Here is a 1,702-nt window from a genome sequence, read left to right on the forward strand (position 1 = left end):
TTCTGGGGAAGCGTGAACCAGGCGCCCAACGGCGCCGACTCCGAGGTGTTCGTCGCACCGCTCGAGCCGAAGAAGTTCGGCAAGGGCATGGACATCCACACCGAGTCGAATCCGCTCCCGCTCGTGAAGCGCCCTGCGCTCCTCGTGCGTGGCACCACCTCGAACTGACGGAGGCGACCATGCGGTTGCGCGAAAAGGGCACGAAGGACGCCGAGGTCGTCACTCTCGGCTGGGACGAGGCGCAGGCCGCGCTTCAGGCGGGCACGCACGACGTCGTCACCGACAGCGAGGACGGCGGCGCGATCTCCGGTGAGAATGGGCCCGATCCCAAGCCGGCCGGCGACGACCTCGACGGCAAGACCCGATCCGAGCTCGAAGCCCTGGCGGCCGAGCGTGGAATCGACGTCTCGGCGGCGAAATCCAAGGCCGACGTCATCGCGGCGTTGCGCGCCGTCTGATGGACGCCTTCGCCATGATGGTCGACGCCCAGTTCGAGGATCCGAATTTGGCGCTCGACGCGTTCTGGCGCGCGGGCGGCGGCACCGACCGTGTTGCCGTCCGCATCATCCGAAAATCGCCCGAGGGCATCGATACCATCGGCGGCAACCAATTCGATCTGAACGCCATGCTGGTCCAGATCCGACTGTCCGAGGTTGCCCAGCCTGCAAAAGGCGATCAGGTCGACCTCCTTGATGACGCTGGACAGGTCACTGAGACGGTTCAGGTGACCGGCTTCAGCCGGATCGACAGCCGCAAGCTGGTACGGACCTGCGAAGTCTCGCCGGTGGCCGATAGTCCGGACGACGACCCCTACGCCTCATGAGATATGCCGTCGAAATCCCGGACATCGCCGAGCTGATGTCCGGCGCCGAGGTACAGGTCGCCAAGTCGGTGACCGCCGGCATGCGGACCGTCACGAACGGCCTGAAAATGGATCTGCGCGGCGAGGTCGTGGCCGCCGGCCTCGGCCAGCGTCTGGCCAACACATGGCGCGGCCAGACCTTCCCAACGGTCGGCGACAGCGTCGAGGCCGCCGCCTACGTCAGCACCAATGCGTCGAAGCTGATCGACGCCTTCAACCGCGGCGTCACCATCGTGGCCAAGGGCGGCAAGTATCTCGCGATCCCGACGCAGGATGCCGGTGTCCGGATGGTGTCGGGACGCCGGGCCAAGGGCTCGACGGGCAACACCCTCACCCCAGCGATCTGGCAGCGTGAGACCGGCGTGAAGCTCCGCTTCGTCCCGACGAAGACCGGCGGAGTTCTCGTCGCCGACGCGTTCTACCGGCGCCAGGCCAAGCGCTACCAGGGACGAAAATCGTTCCGAACGATCAAGGAGGCCGGCCCGTCCAGTGGGCGATCCTTCGTCGTCATCTTCGTCCTGGTCCGACAGGCGAAGCTGCGCAAACGCCTCGACATCGAGACCACGGCCAAGGCGTGGGCCGAGCGCGCCCCTGCCGCCATTGCCGCGAATTGGATGCCCTGATGCCGAGCACGCGCGAACGGGTGATCCAGGCCGTCGCGGCTCTGGTACGGGCGGCCCTGCCCAAAGCCTCGCATTTCCGGAATGAGGAAAAGCAGGAGACCATCCCGCTCGGCGGCTACGTCAACGTCGATGACGGCGACCCGGGCGACCCTGAGGTCACCTTGAACCCGACGACGTGGATCTACGAGCATCAGATCCCGGTCGAGGTCGCGGCGAA

The 1,702-nt window shown here is 66.5% G+C and carries 4 protein-coding genes and 1 pseudogene; all 5 read left to right on the plus strand.

Annotation, left to right across the window (positions count from 1 at the left end; translation table 11 throughout):
• The first annotated feature begins 12 nt into the window (after nt 1-12).
• Complete coding sequence (locus G3T14_RS24000) at nt 13-168, plus strand: major capsid protein (RefSeq protein ID WP_348645344.1); 156 nt, start codon at nt 13-15, stop codon at nt 166-168.
• A gap of 11 nt (nt 169-179) precedes the next feature.
• Nucleotides 180-458 carry a hypothetical protein gene (locus G3T14_RS24005; RefSeq protein ID WP_163644982.1) on the plus strand — a complete coding sequence of 93 codons (279 nt, stop codon included), beginning with the start codon at nt 180-182 and terminating at the stop codon, nt 456-458.
• Nucleotides 458-823 (plus strand): hypothetical protein, encoded by a 366-nt coding sequence (locus G3T14_RS24010; protein ID WP_163644983.1) that lies wholly within the window; start codon nt 458-460, stop codon nt 821-823. The genes G3T14_RS24005 and G3T14_RS24010 overlap by 1 nt, the downstream gene beginning before the upstream one ends.
• Nucleotides 820-1,485 (plus strand): DUF6441 family protein, encoded by a 666-nt coding sequence (locus G3T14_RS24015; RefSeq protein WP_163644984.1) that lies wholly within the window; start codon nt 820-822, stop codon nt 1,483-1,485. Before G3T14_RS24010 ends, G3T14_RS24015 begins: the two co-directional genes overlap by 4 nt.
• Nucleotides 1,485-1,702: pseudogene (locus tag G3T14_RS24020) on the plus strand (hypothetical protein); the annotation flags it as partial. The gene G3T14_RS24015 and the pseudogene G3T14_RS24020, both read left to right, overlap by 1 nt.

The sequence above is a fragment of the Methylobacterium sp. BTF04 genome (assembly GCF_010692745.1).
GTDB lineage: Bacteria > Pseudomonadota > Alphaproteobacteria > Rhizobiales > Beijerinckiaceae > Methylobacterium.